We start from the raw sequence: 17,650 nt of genomic DNA, 5'->3' as shown, positions 1-17,650 counted from the left end.
ATTTTAAGGTGCATTTAAATGGATTTCCCTCAAAATTATCTGAAATTAGTGGGTATTTTCCTAATATTTTTCATTCCTAATTTTCTTTTTTCGGTAGAAATCAAAAATACGATTTCAACAAACACTGAAAATAAATCCTTTTTAGAATTAGATCTAAGATATTTTGAAGATAAAACCGAGTCGATGCAAATCGATCGAATTTTGGCATTACCAAGCGAGAAATGGATACAGAGCAAAAGTAAGTCACCCAATTTCGGATATACTAAATCGATTTATTGGGTTCGAATTCAACTCCCGGAAAATATAAGTAAGGACAAAAGATTTTTAGAGATAGAATATCCATTAATCGATAAAATAGATTTATTTACTTTGAATGGCAAAAGCCCCTCTCTATACGAAAGTACCGGAGATTTAAGAAGCTTTAAAGATAGAAAACTCAAATATAGAACATTTATTTTTGATACAAGTAAATTTTCATCCAATGATGTTCTAATACGGTTTCAAAATGATGGTCCCATGAAGTTTCCGATTTCCATTTTGTCTGAAACTGTCTTTTTTAACAATTCGATTAATGAAATGCTTACTTGGGGGTTTTATTTTGGCCTTCTTGTAATTATGGTATTGTACAACCTTTTCGTATATATTTCGGTTCGAGATAAAAATTATTTATTCTATGTACTCTATATCATTTCAGCAATTTCAGCTCAACTAACCTTGCACGGTTTTTTATCTTTTTTTATCCAAGACTCTCCATCGCTTGTCAACATTAGTTTGCCAATTTTATTAAATATCGACTTTTTTTTCGGTGTCATGTTTTGTGCAAATTTTTTAGAAACAAAAACTTATACTCCTTATACTCATAAAATAGTTTTACTTACGATTAGTACAATCATCTTGAGTTTGGGCACAGCAATTTTTTCAGGGTATGCAGTATCTATCAGGCTATCCATGCTTCTATTAATTAGTATCCCAATTTTATTTTTTATCGCAGGAATCAATTCCTATCGCAAAGGACTCAAACAAGCAAGATTTTTTCTATTAGCTTGGATTCCACTACTGATTAGCCTGATATTAATTTCTTTAGATTCCATGAATTTAATTTCTTCGTCTTTTTTTACCTACCATTCCGTTGAAATCGGAACTGTCTTGGAAGTTGTTTTACTTTCTTTGGCACTTGCAGACCGCATCAATATAATGAAAAAAGAAAAAGAAAATGCCCTGCAAGAAAAACTAATTGAATCAGAAAAAGTAGCCAACCTCAGCCATGTTTTCAAAAAATTCGTACCCTTTAAATTCTTAGAATATTTAGGATTGGACGATATTACAAAAGTAAAACTCGGTGACAGTATTGAAATAGAGATGACAATACTTTTTGCAGATATAAGATCTTTCACTTCTATATCAGAAAAGATGACTCCCTATGAAAATTTTCATTTCTTAAACGATTTTTTAAAAAATATTGAACCTATTTTTTCTGAACACCACGGCTATGTTGATAAGTACTTGGGAGATGGAGTCATGGCTTTGTTCCATAGACATCCTGGGGATGCAATTAATGCAGCAATAGAATCTATAAAAAAACTTTCTTTATACAACCAGAATAGAATCGATCAAGGCTTGGATCCAATAAAAATTGGGATTGGTATCAATACCGGGAAATTAATGCTGGGGACAATCGGCACTGAGAACAGGATGGAGAATACAGTAATATCGGATGCAGTGAATTTGGCTTCAAGAATAGAAGGATTGACCAAACTGTATGACTGCCCGATTTTAATTTCTGAGCAAACTCTTTTTAAATTGGATGATCCTTCTTTATACAATTATAGAATCATCGACCGAGTAAAAGTAAAAGGGAAAAGCGATGACGTGTCTATTATAGAAATCATCGACGGAAACCAAGAAAGTATAGCACTTAAAAAAGTAAATACAAAGGCTCAATTTGAAAAAGGAATTCATTTTTATATTTCTAAAGAACTTGACCAGTCTGAAGAAAAATTCAAAGAAGTACTAAAAGAAAATCCTGACGATTACACAGCAAAAATATATTTGAATAGAATTGCTTATTTTCAAGAGCATGGTGTCCCTATGGATTGGAGTGGAATAGAAGCATTAACAAATAAATGATCCTTGTTTCGTCCAGACAATTATAAGACGTTAGACTCACTCCTTAAACAAAAAAACTTATCTTTATATATGATACACCTGCAAAAAGTCTTTCTTGGAAATATATACTTTCAGATACCCAAGGAAACTGCCATTGACTATCGATGTCCACCTCTTGCAACGCAAGGACTGAACAGTTTTGTCATATATACATCGGGAGTCTGATTTCTAAAAAGAAATGGTGGTTTTCAGTTTTAGTTTTTATGGTGCCATTCAATTCTAAAACTCGGTTTTGTATGGTTTTCTCACCCATTCCGGTTAAATGTATTTCTGTGTCGTGGTTTGTTTCAGAAAAAAAGTAGATTTCAATATTTTTTTTATTTTTTAGAAAACGTATCTCAGAATTATTTTTTCCGTATTTTAAATCGTTGGTGCATATTTCAGACACAATTGCCAAAAGAGCTTCTTTTTGGCTTGGGGAAGAATGTTTTATAAAGAATTCTACAGTGCTTGCATCGGAAAAAAAATGAAATTTTCGTTTTGAAAACTCATAACGTCGCAGTACTATTAACCTGAGTCCATTAATAAAGTCAGACTCCAAAACTTTCATATCCTCTATAGCATGAAGATGACTTCGGAACTTTTGAACAACTTTTTCCAAAGCAGACTGAAGATTCTCGTTTTGGACATGATCCAACTTAGAAGATTCTTTTACATTGCGAATTTGAAATGTAAGATCGGAAAGAGCGGCTCCAATATGATCGTGCATATCTGTAAAAATTTTTTCTCTCTCCTGAATAATTGCATTTTCTTTTTCTAATTTCGCTATTTTCATCGTACTTTCTAAAGCGATTTTATTTCCTTCCTCTATTTGCAAGGCTCGCTCTTGTATCTTTTTTTCAAGGTTTGTAGAATAGTCTTGCAATTCATCGTAAACTTTTGAATATTTATTGCCTGCAATCCAACCTAAGCCAAGAGTAAAAACAAAAAAGCCACCCGAAAAATAAAACTTTTGATATTTCATAATTCCGATTTCATATAAAACCTGAGGCACTAAAGATAAAAGCAAAGCTATAAAGCCACCGACTAAAACATACATATCTTTATTTCCTTTTCTAATTTCGATGCCACAATTCAGAAGAACAACAAACAAGTTCAATAATTGAAAAACAAAAAAAGCAAATGCGAATTGAGGCTGGTACTTAAAATCAAACCTAAGAAGAGTAAGAGGAGCTGCAATTATAAAAAATAACAATATCGCATAACGCATGAATTGTAGAGATTTCATCCAACCATAACCAATCAAATTTTCAATAAATAAAATCATGATAAAAGGGAAAATCAGTGCAGTCAGTATAAAAAATTCAGTCCAAAACAGCCTATTGTTTACGATTTCTAAACGAAAACTTGTATGGTAGATAGACAAAATACATAACGCAAGACATATAAAAGAAAAATAGAGAAGTAATTTTTGTGATACCCTCCGAGTAAAAAAATAGAAAGAGATAAGTGAGCAGGTAATAAAAAAAACTGAAACAAGAAGTAGAGGAATTTCAGAAACGATATGGTTGTAATATAAATCCTCATACTTTCCAATCTTCGGAATATGCACAAGCCCGATGCTTGGATACGGGCTACAAACTTTCAGATATAGATATTCTCCTTCTAAATTTTTTGGAATAGAAAGTATTTGGTGTTGAATCCATGTATCTACACTGCAAGTATCGTCTGTATGAATATCGCCGAATTGAGCTACGAGGCGTTCCTGAATAAACGCCTGATAGGTAAATTCGATAAAAGGAAAGTAGATCGCCGATTTTTCCCAATCTGTTTTCGGAATGTAATGCCTTAACCACAAAATATTGCGATTTTGTCTTTCAGGAGTTTGGTCTTTTAGTGAATAGGGCTTCCATTCATCATCCTGTAATTTACCGGATGTTTTTCTGGAAGTCATAGCAATGGATCGTTTCCAGTTGTATTCCCAGCCCTCATCAAAATTTCTGACTTCATCTGCATCCAAGGGCAAGAAAGTGAAAAATGCAATTATGACCGGTATAGCCTTTCGCAAAATTCCACTCCTTTTAAATTACAGGTTAAACTTTTCTATACCTTAATTGTTCTTCAAGAAATATTTTTTTTTGCTCGTCTTCTTTTAGTAGTTTGGCTTTGGTAGCAATCAAAATTTTAACACAAATTTTGAACCGAGTTTTTTTGACTAAATCCCCAACTCAGACGCTTTTCTCATCAACTCGACCCTGTTTTTAACCTGTAGCTTGCTGTATATATTTCGAATATGGGTTCTGAGAGTAAATTCTGAAAGACTCATTAACTCAGCACATTCTTTCGTGGACAGTCCACTTAAAATTTGGTCTAAGACCTGTTTCTCTCTCACGGTTAGGTTCTCGATTTCGACTGTCTCTTTGTCTTTTCTAAAGCTATGCAAAACCCGAACTGCAATCGAAGGAGAGATAATCGCTCCACCTTTTAGAATTTGCTCGGTGATTTCGTTTATGTCTTTTAAGTCCGATTTATGAATAAACCCAAGGGAGCCAAATCGAATGGATTTGAAAATCAATTCGTCTGAGTTCATCCCAGAAAGTATTACAATCTTCATTTTTGGAAACTTTGCGATAATAATTCCGGTCAACTCAATCCCGTTCATCCTAGGAAGTCCAATATCTGCATAAATCAAATCTAATTTTGAAATATGAGGATACTGCAAAAGCTCTTCGGCAGAATGAAATGAGAATACATTGTTCTTCTTTACAAGAATCGATTCTATTTCCTTTTTATAATTTTCGTCGTCTTCTACAATTCCAATGTTTGGCTTTCTTTTCTTTAACATTTCTTACTCAATTTAAGTCGTCAAATTTAGATTGTTTCATAAATCCCAAAATCTGTCTATACCACAAATTAGGTATTTTTGATAGATTTTCAAAAAAATTTCTTGAAAATCTATTTTTTTCTGTGTTTAATAACAAAAAAACAGTATAAAATACAAATATATATTCTTTCTATGAATATTCATATAAAAAGAGTCTACGCCCCCGCCGAAAAAAATGATGGTTTCAGGATACTGATTGACCGGCTTTGGCCGAGAGGGTTATCAAAAAACAACACAAAAATAGACGAATGGTTAAAGGAAATTGCTCCCTCTCCAAATTTAAGAAAATGGTTTAATCATAAGGACGAGTTGTTTAAAGAATTTTCTAAACTTTACACCAAAGAGCTGAAAAGTAAATCTAAAGAAATAGAGCATATTCGAAATCTTGCAAAGTCTCAAACTGTCACCTTGCTCTATAGTGCAAAAAATAAAACTTCCAACCATGCAATTGTTCTAAAAAAATTCTTAGAACAAATGATATAATTTTAAAAAGTCCCATAGAAGCCCTAATTATCTTTGACTTGTAAATTCTTAAGGACATATTCCTGTCTTATTTCACAATACCTTCTCTACGCAAGTCTTCAAGGGTGAGTCCAGTAATCTCAAACACAAATCCAAGATCAGAATCTTTCGCAATCATCTTCTATCTTTTCGTCCGACTATTCGGTTTGGAATTCTACGAGATAAATTTCTTCTTTGCCTTTGATGTCTTTGACAAGCACTGGATAATCTGTTCGCTTCACAGAGACTGTCTCCTGCGGAAGCTCTTCCAAAATTTCAGCATCGGTAATCGTTACTCCAAGAATTTCTTTAAAAAAACATTCGGGTATATGGAAACCATAGCTACGCTCCAGACATACAACGAACATAGTTGTTATTGGTCTTGTTGTTGTTCACGTTGCCATTATTGAACAACCCAATCCTGCACATCCTATAAATCATATAAATCAAGTCCAAGGTCGATTGGGTTATCTACCGTATTTATCCATTGTACAATAGACCAATCGTTCTACTTATCGTAGGGGTTAAAAATCTTCAACCCCTACGGACGGCCACACCCCTATCTCGATAAACACCCTAATCATAGTAATCATATAAATCACCAAGTCAGGGTCCAGAAACACAACGGACAGAATAGCTATTAGTCTTAACGTTGGAGCCCGCAGCGCCAGCACTGTAGTAGACGTACCACGCATTGCTTGTATCAAGCGCAAACGTAGTAGAACTCCAATACCCGTTTTAGCAGCTGTATTTGGAAAATATGCTGTATCTATAACAGGGCTAGATGATTTACCATAATCAGGCAGTGTTTCTAACTCTTGCATTGATGGTAATCTCCAGGTCTTACCTGCAAAACTTAGCCCGCTACAAGTACTTATTGCAGTATCCCAGTTCATTGTGCTTGCACTACCACCACTACAGTCTGATCCAGTTTTACCGACACTACACTTCTGCCAGATTAGTCCGGTTGCGTTATCCGTAACGGTTCCATCTCCATTGTCTGTATAACTTCTAGAAATTCCGGTCTGATTTGTACCGTTATCGCCTACTGAATAAACTACAGTCTGACCTGTTTTTAAAGGTGGGTAGCTAAATATTCCAGATAAGACACCACTACCAGTCATCCCTGTTTTAGTTGCAATTGCCTTGATAGTCTTGCCTGCAAGACTCCAGGTATTTACAAGAGCGCCTGTGTATTGGCTCGAACTTGCACTGGGATTACTTCCGTCTGTGGTATAATAAATTGTTGCCTCTGAGGTTGTCGTAGAAAGGCTTATATTAGAAAGGCTTGTTTGATTCCCGGCAGATGGGCTAAATGTAGGAGTAGCTACAGTTCCCGGATTTGTCCCTCCAGCCTCCCCGGCTCCGGTAGGTGAATTAGTGTTTACCTGACTTCCCCCACCCAATAAAGCCAAAAAACTAGAGTTATTTTTCTTTTTTGGTGAGCAATGGATAAAAACTAGAAAAGTTAAAAATACTAAAAATAAAAAGTGGATTCTACTGACTGACTGACTTTTTCATTAAATTTTCTCCCTATTTAAGAAAAATAAAACCTATTTTTCAATAGTTTAAAATACTTGTCAATTATCTTATAAAAAAATTTATCTAAATTTTTCATTTCAATAAAATGAATACTTTTCAAAAAATTACAGAAAAATTAAGTTTGAAAAATGGGTAAACTACTTAGAAACTTCATTTCACTTTTTTTTAAAAAATTTGAGCTCAAGCATCATTTTTTATTTCAAAAAAATAGAGACTACAAAATTGCAAGGGTATTATATTTTATATTCTTTCTAATTTTTATTCCACATGGAATCACCCATTCAGAAGAAAACAATCATGAAAAACCAATCGAAACTCAAGAATTGGAATCTGTCAATTCGATCCAATTTTTAAACTCTTCCAAAAACTCTTTTTGGTTTGCCTCAACGAAAGAAATTGACCCTAAAAAGTATTCCGGTTTAATTGATGAAAGCTGGGAAGTCTATACTGTTCCAAGTGTTTATAAATCTAAAAAAGAGCCTGACAAAAACGTTCCAATTTTGTGGGTTGTAAAAAAATTTAAAATTCAAAAAGCATGGACAGAACAAATTGCAATTCGTGCAGGAATTATTTCCGATAGAGACGAGACCTACTTGAATGGAGTCCTTATAGGAAAAAACGGAGATTTCCAATCGGACAAACCTCAAGCCTACGATAAAATCCGAATTTATAAAATCCCGGAAGGATTATTAAAAAAAGACAAAGAAAATATTTTGCTAATTAAAGTAGGTTCGTATTTTCCGGGAGAGGTCGGGATTACTCAAGATTTTACCTCGATTGGTCCTTCCTTTCTTATAGAAAAAGATTTCTACCATACCGAATATTTTAAATTGATTCTTTTGATGATCTATCTGACTGCCGGTGGATATTTTCTTTTTCTATTTATGAGAAGAAGAAAGGAATACGAAAATTTATTTTTTGGTTTGTTTACACTTCTTTTAGTGATCTATCAATTTTTAAGAAATCAAATCAAATACGATCTTGGATTTGAATTTTTCCACCTAAAAAAAATTGAATATTTGATTCTCCCCTTACTCGTTCCGATTTTTTACCATTTCATAAGAACTCTTTTTAAATATCCATACAATATAGTTGTAAAGCTAACCGATACAGTTCAAGTTAGTATTTTTCTGTTTTTTCTTTTCATTTCAAATACAAATACTTACAATACGGTGAACTCCAATTTAGTTCAGCCACTTTGGCTAATCAGTTTATCTTTTGCGATAGCCCATCTAATTAAGAAAATTATAAAAAAAGACATAGATGCAATTTATATTTTTTTCGGTATGCTTATCATGCTCGCATCTATTATTTTAGACGTGCTGAGTACTAGGCAAATTATAGTATTGCCCAGAGTTACAGGGTATGCTTTTATTTTATTTATTTTGAGTCTTGCTACGATTCTTGCAAATAAATTTGTACGATTAAACGAGGAAGTAGAAGAGCTAAACACTTCTCTTGAAAAAAAAGTTGAAGAAAGAACAAGAGAGCTGAATCAGACTCTAGGTGAGGTTCAAGCCTTAAAAGTTCAGCAAGACGGGGATTATTTTCTTACATCTCTTTTACTAAATCCTCTCACTACAAATAAAAATACGAGTGAGTCTGTCGAAACCCAATTTTATGTGAAGCAAAAAAAATCTTTTGAATTCAAGAATAAGTCTCATGAAATCGGTGGGGATATTTGTATTACTTCCAATGTAGAACTACTCGGGAAAAATTACACTGTATTTGCTAACGGTGATGCAATGGGTAAATCTATACAAGGAGCTGGTGGTGCACTTGTAATGGGAGTGGTATTTAACGCAGTTTTAACTCGTTCTAAAATCAAAGCTCAAAAAAATAAATCTCCTGAGCTGTGGTTAAAAGAAGCATTTTTAGATTTGCAAAATGTTTTTGAGTCTTTCAACGGCTCAATGTATATATCCGTAGTCATGGGGCTTGTTGACAACGAAACAGGGTTCATGTATTTCATAAACGCTGAACACCCATGGACTGCACTCTATAGAGACGGGAAAGCAAGTTTTTTAGAAAATGAATTGGTTCTAAGAAAAATCGGAACTCCTGACAATACTGAATCACTCTACATTAAAACTTTTCAACTATTTCCGGGAGATGTAATATTTGTAGGCTCGGATGGGCGAGACGATATACAACTTGGCACAGACAACGAAGGGCACAGGATTATAAATGAAGACGAAAGCCTATTTCTAAGGCGAGTAGAAGAAGGACAGGGCAAATTAAAAGAAACTGTAGAAAAAATATTTCATTCAGGAATATTAACAGACGACTTCACACTACTTCGACTTTCTTTTAAAGAAAATTTCACTGAACAAGAAACACATTTTTCTTCTGAATTTGTCAGTCTCATAGAAAATGGAAAAGAAAAAATCAAGTCAGGGGACATACAAACCGGTCTTTCCGAATTGGAAAAAGCCTACTCAATTCATTCCGACAATGAAGAAATCCTAAAACTGTTGAGCACAATGTACTATAAGTCAAAAAATTACGAAAAAGCTTCAAAATTCTTTGACGAATATCTCAAGATAAAACCTGAAAATGTGGACACATTTCTCTATGCCTCGTATTCTCACAAAATGAGCAGGAATTTTAATCGAGCTGCGGATTACGGGGAGCAATTGATGTTACGAAACCCAAACCTAGTTAAAAATCTAATCAATTTGGCTGATGTTTATAAAAATCTAAATGTTATTTCTCGTGCAAAAGAGCTGATTGAAAAAGCACTGGCCTTGGATCCCGAAAACACCAAAGGATTGCAAGTTCAAAGATCACTTTCTCAATTTTCACAAGAATTCTAAAAAAATTGATTTAAAAGACTTGCAAATAGAAATCAATATGGTATAATTGCAGTTCAGAAAATTGGAAGGAAAATGTGTAAATATGCAAGAAAGAAGAAAATACCCTCGAATCAGTTCGACTTTCTCTTTAGAAGTCAAACCATCTCCCGCAGGCGGCGGAACAAGTGAAAATGTGAGTAAAGAAGGAATATTATTCACCCACAATGGAGAAATCCCGAAAGGAGAGGTCTTAGATTTAACATTAAGAGTTCCCTGGTTCACAGGCTCTATCAATATTAAAGGGAAGGTAATTCGATGCGACCCGGCAGAGCCAAAAGGCACTTACAATGTAGCGATCAATTTTGTGGACGTTGACGACGATACTCAAAAAAGCATTACAGGGTTAATCAATTCATTCTAAATAGCAAAAAAGAATATACAAACAAAAAAATCACTACCGGTAGAGAATTCTATTAATCTACCTGTAGAGTTTTTCGTTAATCAAATTTTTTACAAAATAAAAGTATAAGTTTTCATACGAAGAGGGTTTTTACTAAGATTTAAAAAAATAGGCAGCCATAACAGTCATACCGAGTGCAATCCTATAATACCCGAAAACTTGAAAATTGTGTTTCTTGATATAAATTAAAAACCACCGAATCACAGCGAAACAAAACAGGAAAGATAATAAACTCCCAAAAATAAGTATTGGCAAAAACTCACCTTGAAGAAGTGATCTGTGTTTGTATAATTTGTAAAACCCTGCTGCAAGTAGGACCGGTATTGCGAGAAAAAATGAAAACTCTGCGGATAGCTTTTTAGAAAGACCCAAACTTCTACCTGCGATTATTGTAGCTGCGGATCTGGAGATTCCGGGTATGAGTGCTATACACTGAAATATTCCTATAAAAAAAGCCTGCTTTACTGATACGTTGTGATTTGAATGAACCTCTTCTTTTGCAGTCAGCTTTCTTTCGACTAGGAGAATCAATATTCCACCTACAATCCAAGAAAGGCTTAAGATAAGTAGTAGGTTAGAGTTGGACTTAATTGAATCCAGAATATCTTTAAATAGAAATCCTATGGCCATTATAGGAAGGCAACCAACCATTATAGAAACAACAAAAAGAATACCTTGCTTGTCCTCTGTTTTTCCGAGAATAAACATTCCTGCGGTTTTAGACTCTTGGAATAAATGGCGAAAGTATAGAACTAAAACTGAAAATATGGCTCCACTTTGAATATAAATATCGAATAGGTCTTCAAACGAGTTGGAGTATTCTCCAAGTCCTTGAAAAGGGAAGTAAGCAGAAAATAGAAATAGATGCCCGGTAGAAGAAACGGGCAAAAATTCTGTGATAGATTCTATTACACTGCGAATAAACGCATTCAGGTAGTTATTCAAAACTAAACTATGGTTTTGCGGGTGGAGTAACCGGCTCAGTAGGAGTAATTGCGGGAGTTTCTGCTTTCTTTTCGTTCACACCGGATTTATCTTCAATTTTTTTCCCATTCTCGTCAAACTTCATTTCGCTTTTCATATAAGCGTCCACATCAAACTTGTCATTGTGCTTAATTACTACGCCCTCTTTAATACGCTCAATCACTTTTGGTAGTACATTTTGAGATTCTCTTTGCTTTAGATTTCCCCTTCCCGCCATAACGCATCTATCAATCGGCATTGCAGCAAGCTCTTTATTTTTTGCTCTGAGTCTGTTGCACTCTTCCATTGCTTGCTCGTCTGTAATCTTAATCCTTTTCTCAACTTGTTCTTGAATATACAGAGTAGAAAGAGTCTGCATTTCCACTTGTTGTAAAATCTCTTTTATATCGGCTCTGGAAGAAAAACCCGTTTTTTCGGCTACAATTTTTACCATAAGCATCTGACGATAATTTTCAAAAAAGTTCTTTTTCTGAAATTGAAAATTTAGCGACTTAAACTGCTCCGGAACTTGGTCGATATTTTGAGCTATAAATTCAACAAGAGTTTTCTTCTCTACATTTTGCATACGACTCATGGCTTCAATTGCAGTGTCATAAGAATTCTCAAAGCCCTTTACAGTGATTTTTGCCCCGTCGATAGTTTCTATAACAGGTGACCCGTCTCCACAATTTGCAACAAATAAAGTAAAAGTTAATAAAGCTAAGTAAATAAATTGTTTCATAGAAATCCTTCCAATGATTGCAAGGTAAAGAAAATAGAAAAATTAGTCTATTACTTTTTGATAAATTCTTTTTCAGGATAGATTTTTTCTAATATTTGCAGAATTTCTCCAAGCCTGTCTTTTTCGCTTTTGTGTTTTGGTAAAAATTTTAATACTCCAGGCTCGCTTGGTTGAATAGAAAGCCCTGTATTTGCAGAAATTAGTTTTACTATTTTCTTTGGGTCTCCCTTAAAAAATTCTCCTGATTTGAAACGAATAAAGCCTTTGTCCTCGCTTACTGTTTCAAACCCAAGGTTGGATGCCAAAGTTCTGATTTTTTCTTGAAGTATAAAACTATTCACAATTTCGTCAGGACTGCCAAAACGATCTGTCATTTCTATCACGATTTCGCCAATTTCTTCAATTGACATCGCCCCTTCAAAACGTTTATAAAACTCTATTTTTTGCTTGGTATCAGAAATATAGTATTCTGGAATATAAAAATTTGTAGAAAGATTGATCGCAGTCCTCGTTTCAACAAAGACTTCTTCACCTTTGATTTTCGCTACTGCATCTTCCAGCATTTTTAAATAGAGGTCAAATCCGATTTCCATAATATCCCCGGATTGCTCCTTACCCAAAAGATTTCCGGCTCCTCGAATTTCCAAGTCCTTCATTGCAACTTTAAAGCCGGAACCTAAATCTTGATATTCATGGATTGTGTTTAGCCTTTTTTCTGCATTCTCTGTCATCGCCCTGTCTTTTCTGTAAAACAAATACGCATAAGCCTTTCTTCCACTTCTCCCCACCCTTCCCCGAATTTGATACAATTGGGACAGACCGAAAGTCTCAGCCCTATTGATAATCATTGTGTTTACATTCGGCAAATCTATTCCTGATTCAATAATAGTAGTAGTAACAAGTACGTCGTATTTCTTATTATAAAAATCCATTAGAGTTTCTTCTACTTCATCTTCAGAAAGTTGACCGTGGAGCACGCCAATAGAAATTTTTGGAAGTAGCTTAGAAAGTTTTACTGCTTCAAATTCTATTGTCTCTACTCGATTGTGAATATAATACACTTGTCCTTCTCTTTCTAATTCTTTTTCAATTGCAGATTTTATTATATCTTCATTTTCCTCCATTACATAAGTTTCAACACTCTGCCTGTCTCTTGGAGGAGTTTCAATTATGGAAAGATCTCGAATGCCGGTAAGAGATAAATGAAGAGTTCTTGGGATCGGGGTTGCGGTCAAGGTCAATACATCTACGAGATTTTTCATCTTCTTGATTTTTTCTTTATGAGTAACTCCAAACCTTTGCTCTTCGTCAATAATAAGAAGTCCTATATTTTTTGGTTTCACTGAAGGAGAAAGTAATGCGTGAGTACCAACAAGCATATCAATCTCTCCAAGTGAAAATTTTTTTAGAGTTTCCTTAATCTCTGTTTTAGAACGAAATCGAGAAACCATTTCTACTTTCAAAGGAAAATTCTTAAACCGATTTTCTAAAGTATTAAAATGTTGAAGGCAAAGAATTGTAGTAGGTGCAATCATCATAACCTGTCTTCCGGCAATCATCACCTTAAACGCTGCCCTTATAGCCACCTCTGTTTTTCCGTAACCTACGTCTCCACAAACCAATCGATCCATCGGCTTGGTTGACTCTAAATCCGATTTTACTGCTTCGATTGCAGAAATCTGATCTGGAGTTTCTTCAAATTCAAACTCGGCTTCAAATTCTTCCTGCCACACTGTATCTGGAGGATAAGCGAAACCCTTCAATTTCATTCGACTGGCATACAACTCAACTAATTCTTGTGCAAGTTGGTTTATAGACTCGGACACTCTTTCTCTTTTCTTTTTCCATGTCCCTTTGCCGAGAGAATCTAAGTGTGGTTTTTCCATTCCTCCGATATACCTCTGAACAAGAGAAATCTGATCTAAAGGAACAAATAAAGTATCTCCCCCTGCATAGCTTAACTTCAAAAAATCTCTTGTCTTATTGTCTGAGGTTACTTTTTCTATTTTTTGAAATTTTCCAACCCCATGATGAATATGAACTACATAGTCTCCCTCACGAAGATCTATAAAACTTTCAATTGCACGAGATGCATGTTTTTTAAATCGAGTTTTCCTCTTATAAGCTCTTCCAAAAATATCATTCTCAGACCAAATTGTAGTATTTTCTTCTGTAAGAATAAAACCGTTCCTAAGCTCACTAAGTACCAAAAATACATCTGAATTTTCTTTTTGAGTTTCAAACGAACGGGGAATCTCTGAATCTGAATTTAGAATCTTTACCCCAACATCCGAAAAAAGCGAATTCAGTCTTTCGGTTTGTGCCGGAAATGAAGAAGTCAAAATAAATTTAGGGTTGCCCTCTTTCCTAAGCTCTTCTATTTTAGAACGGACTTCTCGAATCTTCCCTTTGAATGAATTTACTTTAATAATTTTAAGAAAAGGTGCTCCATCTTCAGAATCTGGTTTTGGAAGAGAAGTAAAACAAATTCCCCTGCTTTCTGTCAGGACTTCTTTTTCTACCCCTGAACATAGCAATACGTTAGGCGGAACACATATATTTAATTCTTTATTTTTATTGTATATAGATTCAAATTCTCTAAAGGTATGTAAAGCCCTCTCTCTCACCTCATTTCTGTCTGGAATTACGATTAGAGGAGGCTTAGTAAAAAAATTCAAAAGTGAAGAAGGAGATTTTGTCAAAAATACCAATTCTTCCAATATCTCATAAGTCTTCTTCAAATTTCCCGAAAAACTTTCTATTTTTTTGTTATAAACTCCTTTTTCTTCTTCGTCTAAACTGATCTCATCACAAGGCAAAATAGTTACTTCTGTTTTTTCAGCGATAGACTTCTGAGTAGAAGGATCAAAAGTTTTGATTTCGTCTAACGTATCTCCGAAAAAATCCAATCTCAATGGCTCATCATACATAAAAGTAAATATATCTACGATGCTTCCCTTTACCGAAAATTCACCGAATTTCTCACACTTCTCTTCTCTTGTATAACCCAAGGAGTTTAGCTTGGATATTATTTCTTTTTGTGAGTATGTCTTTCCCATCTTCAAAGAAATAGATTTCTTTTTTAGTGACTCTATATCAGGAATAGATCGCAAAAAACCGGAAACAGATGTAAAAAGAAGGACTCTTTCCCCTTGGATGATTTTTGATAGAGATCGAATTCTGTCTTTTTTTAATTCTATAGGGTATTTAGAATACTCATAAGGTATAATTTCAGGGCCGGGAAAAAATGCTGTTTCTTTAAATTCTAAATAGCTCAAAGATTCTCTATATAAAAATTCAGCCTCCGAATTGAGTGGCGACACAACAACTACACTATGTATTTTTTTATCTGACTGAAACAAAGAAGACGCTACAAATGAGTGTGAAGACCTCGGCACTCCAAAGATTTGAGCCTTTCTTAAATCTTGTTGAAAGGTTTCTACTATTTTGGATTTCTTTAACTTATCACCGTAAACTTCTACTAAATCTCGCAAATAAATTCCTTACAATTGAATAAGCCAATTATCTATGAGTCTGACTTTTCCAAAAAATACAGCAATAGCAATTAGTGCACTCTTTTCGATTTTTTTTATTATGGAAAGATTTGTCGGATCTACAATTTCAATATAGTCTTCTTTCAATAGAGGAGAAGAGCTAATAACGTCCCGAATAATCTCCACCAATACGGAAGAATCTTTTTCACCCTTACCGATTTCGCTCTCTGCTATTTTTAACGCACGATAAATTACTGACGCTGCTTCTCTTTCGGTTGAGTTGAGTCTTGCATTTCTGGAACTCATAGCAAGCCCGTCACTTTCACGAAGGGTATCGACCCCGATTATATCAATAGGGAAATTCAACATTCTTACAAACTCTTTTACGAGGATGTACTGCTGGTAATCCTTCTTTCCAAAAAATGCAATATTCGGTTCGATAGAGTGAAACAGACGAGATAGTACAAGCATGACTCCTTCAAAATGCCCGGGTCTTGACTTTGCACACAAATTTTTCATCAAATTTGGAATTCTTATTTCTATCTCTGGAATTCCATCCGGATAAAGTTCTTCCGTAGAAGGAAGGTAAACTAAATCCACTTTTTCTATTTCACATTTCTTCAAATCTTCGATTTCATTTTTTGGATAATTTGTAAAATCATTCGGGTCGTTGAATTGTGCAGGGTTTACAAAGATACTCACTACAGTACAATCTGTTTTCTTTTTAGAATTTCTTACTATAGAAAGATGTCCTTCATGCAAAAACCCCATTGTAGGAACATAGCCTATCTTTTTTCCAAGAGACTTTTCCTTTAGAATAGATTGTTTTAATTCACGCTCAGTTCTTGCTATTTCCATAGATTTATAATGCTCTTAGTTGGACAGACGTACCGTGCTCTTCGTCAAGTCCTTCTATCTCGCTCAAAGTTTTTACAAAAGGGTACATATTTGCAAGAGAATCTTTTTGAATTTCCTGATACGTTATGCGCTTTAGAAAAGTATCCACTCCAAGAGAAGAGTAAATTCTAGAAAGCCCCGCAGTCGGTAGTATGTGATTTGTACCGCTTATATAATCCCCCATGGCAACTGGTGAATACTCTCCCAAAAAGACCGATCCCGCATGACGTATTGCTAAAAAATCTTCATTGTAATTTTTTGTCATGATTTCTAAATGCTCAGGTGCAAATAAATTAGAAAAATGGATACACTCTGCGATAGAAGAAAAAACCAAGATAGAACTATTGTTTTCGATAGAGGCTCTTTTCATTTCAACTCGCTTGGGCCTATCCAAGTAAGCCTTTTCTATTTCATCTTGGACTTTTTTTGCCAAATTCAAATCATCGGTTGCAAGAATTGCAATAGAGTCCTCTCCATGCTCTGCCTGAGACAAAAGATCAGCCGCAACCCACACAGGATTTGCAGTTTTGTCTGCGATAATCAATACTTCGCTTGGTCCGGCAGGACTGTCTATTCCGATTTTACCTATGCCCGAAAGATACGATTTAGCTGCGGCTACGAATCGATTCCCCGGCCCAACTACAAATTCACTTGGTGAGACTGTCTCTGTTCCATAAGCTGCACCTGCGATAGCCTGTGCTCCGCCTAACGTATAAATTTTATCAACTCCACAAATTTTTGCGGCGTATTTATAAACTAAAGGAATCGTTTCTTCTTTACCGGGAGGGGTGAACAAGTGTATATTTTTGACACCGGCTAACTTCGCGGGGATGACTCCCATCAGCACAGAAGAAGGGTAAAGTGCCTTACCGCCGGGCGCATAAACTGCCACACTGTCAACAGGCGAATATTTGACTCCGAGTCTATTTCCTTTGATTTGAACTTCCAAAGTATTTCTGAGTTGTGCTTCGTGAAACTTTGTGATATTTTCTTTTGCTTCATGAAATGCTTTTTCCCATTCAAGGGGAACACTCAGATTTTCCTCTTCAGGGAATACTACAAAATTTTTAATTCTAACCCCATCAAATTTTTTTGATAAACGAACTAAAGCCTCATCTCCATTTTTACGAACATCCTCTATGATAGGTATAACAGATTGAATCGCATTAGACAAATCATCCTTTGCCCTATGAATCAAATCAACACAAGATTTGTAATCTCCATTTTGTATTTCTCTAATTGGAATTGGCATCATTTTCCATGTGA

General features: G+C 34.8%; 12 protein-coding genes and 2 pseudogenes. 4 read left to right on the top strand and 10 right to left on the bottom strand.

Features of this window, described 5'->3' with window-relative positions; translation table 11 throughout:
* Positions 1-18: 18 nt before the first annotated feature.
* Positions 19-2,127 (top strand): adenylate/guanylate cyclase, encoded by a 2,109-nt coding sequence (locus HS129_02160; protein ID MBE7410858.1) that lies wholly within the window; start codon positions 19-21, stop codon positions 2,125-2,127.
* Positions 2,128-2,308: 181 nt separating this feature from the next.
* Here HS129_02160 and HS129_02155 read toward each other — a convergent pair whose 3' ends face one another.
* Together HS129_02155 and HS129_02150 are read right to left on the bottom strand one after the other, a co-directional pair.
* Entirely contained in the window at positions 2,309-4,174 is a 1,866-nt protein-coding gene (locus HS129_02155; GenBank protein ID MBE7410857.1) for a hypothetical protein, read from the bottom strand.
* Between the two features lie 147 nt (positions 4,175-4,321).
* Positions 4,322-4,951 carry a response regulator transcription factor gene (locus HS129_02150; GenBank protein ID MBE7410856.1) on the bottom strand — a complete coding sequence of 210 codons (630 nt, stop codon included), beginning with the start codon at positions 4,949-4,951 and terminating at the stop codon, positions 4,322-4,324.
* A gap of 171 nt (positions 4,952-5,122) precedes the next feature.
* Here HS129_02150 and HS129_02145 point away from each other — a divergent pair, with 171 nt between their 5' ends.
* Positions 5,123-5,473, top strand: coding sequence for a DUF488 family protein (locus HS129_02145; protein MBE7410855.1), 351 nt, complete (start codon positions 5,123-5,125; stop codon positions 5,471-5,473).
* Between the two features lie 176 nt (positions 5,474-5,649).
* Here HS129_02145 and HS129_02140 read toward each other — a convergent pair whose 3' ends face one another.
* From HS129_02140 to HS129_02130, 3 genes and pseudogenes are all read right to left on the bottom strand, one after another.
* Positions 5,650-5,859 carry a hypothetical protein gene (locus tag HS129_02140; protein MBE7410854.1) on the bottom strand — a complete coding sequence of 70 codons (210 nt, stop codon included), beginning with the start codon at positions 5,857-5,859 and terminating at the stop codon, positions 5,650-5,652.
* A gap of 238 nt (positions 5,860-6,097) precedes the next feature.
* Positions 6,098-6,615 (bottom strand): annotated as a pseudogene (locus HS129_02135) (DUF1566 domain-containing protein).
* Positions 6,592-6,987, bottom strand: a pseudogene (locus tag HS129_02130) (chitobiase/beta-hexosaminidase C-terminal domain-containing protein). The pseudogenes HS129_02135 and HS129_02130 overlap by 24 nt, the downstream one beginning before the upstream one ends.
* Positions 6,988-7,161: 174 nt before the next feature.
* On the opposite strand from HS129_02130, the gene HS129_02125 reads away from it, so the two are divergent.
* A complete protein-coding gene (locus HS129_02125) occupies positions 7,162-9,849 on the top strand; it encodes a SpoIIE family protein phosphatase (GenBank protein ID MBE7410853.1) in 2,688 nt (895 codons plus the stop codon).
* Between the two features lie 82 nt (positions 9,850-9,931).
* Entirely contained in the window at positions 9,932-10,249 is a 318-nt protein-coding gene (locus HS129_02120; protein ID MBE7410852.1) for a PilZ domain-containing protein, read from the top strand.
* A 132-nt stretch (positions 10,250-10,381) separates the two neighbouring features.
* Here the strand turns inward: HS129_02120 and HS129_02115 are convergent, their stop codons facing one another.
* Genes HS129_02115 through hisD form a run of 5 tightly spaced genes read right to left on the bottom strand, consistent with a single transcriptional unit; the run spans position 10,382 to position 17,636 of the window.
* Positions 10,382-11,233, bottom strand: coding sequence for an undecaprenyl-diphosphate phosphatase (locus tag HS129_02115; protein MBE7410851.1), 852 nt, complete (start codon positions 11,231-11,233; stop codon positions 10,382-10,384).
* 7 nt (positions 11,234-11,240) lie between these two features.
* Entirely contained in the window at positions 11,241-11,993 is a 753-nt protein-coding gene (locus HS129_02110) for a lipoprotein LipL31 (GenBank protein MBE7410850.1), read from the bottom strand.
* Between the two features lie 50 nt (positions 11,994-12,043).
* Entirely contained in the window at positions 12,044-15,493 is a 3,450-nt protein-coding gene (gene mfd, locus HS129_02105) for a transcription-repair coupling factor (protein ID MBE7410849.1), read from the bottom strand.
* A gap of 3 nt (positions 15,494-15,496) precedes the next feature.
* Entirely contained in the window at positions 15,497-16,345 is an 849-nt protein-coding gene (locus HS129_02100) for a pantoate--beta-alanine ligase (GenBank protein ID MBE7410848.1), read from the bottom strand.
* Between the two features lie 4 nt (positions 16,346-16,349).
* Complete coding sequence (gene hisD, locus HS129_02095) at positions 16,350-17,636, bottom strand: histidinol dehydrogenase (protein MBE7410847.1); 1,287 nt, start codon at positions 17,634-17,636, stop codon at positions 16,350-16,352.
* Between the last annotated feature and the right edge of the window lie 14 nt (positions 17,637-17,650).

The sequence above is a fragment of the Leptospiraceae bacterium genome (assembly GCA_015075105.1).
Lineage (GTDB): Bacteria > Spirochaetota > Leptospiria > Leptospirales > Leptospiraceae > JABWCC01.
The sequence above is the reverse complement of the archived record's forward strand: the minus strand, read 5'-3'. Positions and strand labels throughout refer to the sequence as shown.